This is a genomic window from Cyanobacteriota bacterium (genome assembly GCA_025054735.1).
Lineage (GTDB): Bacteria > Cyanobacteriota > Cyanobacteriia > SKYG9 > SKYG9 > SKYG9.
On the sequence record JANWZG010000568.1, the window covers coordinates 1 to 1,871 of the forward strand.

Consider the following 1,871-nt stretch of genomic DNA (forward strand, 5'->3'; position numbering starts at 1 on the left):
TTCTCCATACTCTGGTTACAGATAGCTTGTAGTAAGGACTTAAGTCCTTATTATGAACTCATGGGTTTAGTTGAACTAGTGATACTGCTTCTCATACTCTGGTTACAGATAGCTTGTAGTAAGGACTTAAGTCCTTATTATGAACTCATGGGTTCAGTTGAAACAGTGATACTGCTTCTCCATACTATGATTACAGATAGCTTGTAGTAAGGACTTAAGTCCTTACTACGAACTCATGGGTTATGTCGCTGGCTCTTGGAGAGTTGGTATAAAGTGCAAGGAATGGTTCCCCTGCACCTTGATGTTCTGAGATGTTCCGACACGTTCTGATAACTGTATCCTGACAACTAGCTGTAGCCTAGCGGAGACGATCGTCAATGTTTTGGCTGCCAAACCGAGACTCCACTCGCAGGGAAACACGATCTCGAGAGATGCCATATCGCAGAGGGCGGGGACTTCTGGCTAGCTGTGCTCGTCCTTGTTGCGCTAGCGCTGCGGGGGGTGTTTGCTGCCTTAATGCCTGCAAGCGTGCCATCCGATCAGGTGTAGATGGATGAGTCAAGCTGGGGGACTGACTGCCACTGAGGCGATTCATCACATTCATAGCCCGCTGGCAACCCTCTGGCTTAAATCCAGCCGTCACAGCGTAGGTATAGCCTACGGCATCTGCTTCGTACTCTTGGCTGTGGTTTTGGGCGATCGCCTCTTGCAGAAACTGCCTTTCCTTCTCCGCATAAATCTGTTGTACGCGCTGCTGGAGTTGCCGCTGTTGGTCAGCACTAGAACTGCGCATAATATCGTTGAGTGTGCCCCCAATAGTTCCACTCTGAGTTCCAAACACACCACCCAGAATGGTACCCAAGATGGCATTGTTTTGTTGTTGCTCTTGTGCTGCGTTCACTTCTGCAACGACGGCAGCTTCTGCCTCTGCCTGTAGCTGAGCGCGACGAGTTTTTAGGTTAGCCTCCCCAAAGGCGATGTGGTTCTTGGTGTGGTGAGCCATTTCATGGCCAATAATACAAGCTAGTGCATCGTAGTCGCCATGTAACTGATCCAGTAGCCCGTTGTAAAAGGTTAAGACGTTAAGTTCAGAAGCAGTAGCATTGAATACATCTAATGGCACAATCCGAATGCGCCAAGGACTCTCGTCTAAACCGTTAGCTCGCGCCATCTTATCCACAATTCGATAAATCACGTACCAGTCTTCCCGTAGTTCTTTCTTAGCCTGTTGGTAGAAACGATCGTCTGCTGCATTCGCCAATAGCATCCGCTCTGGCAACTGAGAATTTGCCTGCTGGCTCTGAACTGCTTGGCTGGCTTGGGATATATTCCCAGGTGGCCACAACGCCCCCAAAGGCACCAGTGCCATTACAGTGCTAGAGATAAATGATTTCATGGTCTAAAACTCCCAAGTATCACTACGACCAACAAGAAGACTAGCTCCAGCCGAGCAGGAGTGTCTTTAACCGCTGAGCAAAACCCCTACTTGATCTAGTATGGGTAGAGCTTGCTTTAGCATACAAAGCTCTGGCCCGTAACCCTACCTAATGGACATTAGGGATTTATGCATCTACTGGCCTAATGATGATTGTGAATTCGCTGGCTTACCGAGTCTTGATTTAAGGTGCTGTATGATTCTCAATCCACTGTGGAACTGTAACAACAGTTGGACTGATGAGGATATAAACAGCCCTTATCCGCTTAACCTCTTTTCCCAAATTTGAGAGAAGAGGAATCGAACTCTTTCCAAGTCCTTCTCTCTGTCGGTCGGAGCTTTTTCGCAGGCCGTTATGCTTGAGAGAATATTTGAGCTGCGGTCAATTGCAAGTGGGGAAAGGTTGGGGAGTGGATAGGTTGATCGCCTCGAAAGG

1 protein-coding gene is annotated in these 1,871 nt (G+C 48.2%); it reads right to left on the reverse strand.

What is annotated here, in order from left to right; translation table 11 throughout:
* Window positions 1-358 precede the first annotated feature (358 nt).
* Entirely contained in the window at window positions 359-1,396 is a 1,038-nt protein-coding gene (locus NZ772_18215) for a M48 family metalloprotease (GenBank protein MCS6815491.1), read from the reverse strand.
* Window positions 1,397-1,871 lie beyond the last annotated feature (475 nt).

Bases quoted from the DNA above. Each gene is read 5' to 3' on its own strand.
- NZ772_18215 (MCS6815491.1), bottom strand. From the start codon at position 1,396: ATGAAATCATTTATCTCTAGCACTGTAATGGCACTGGTGCCTTTGGGG.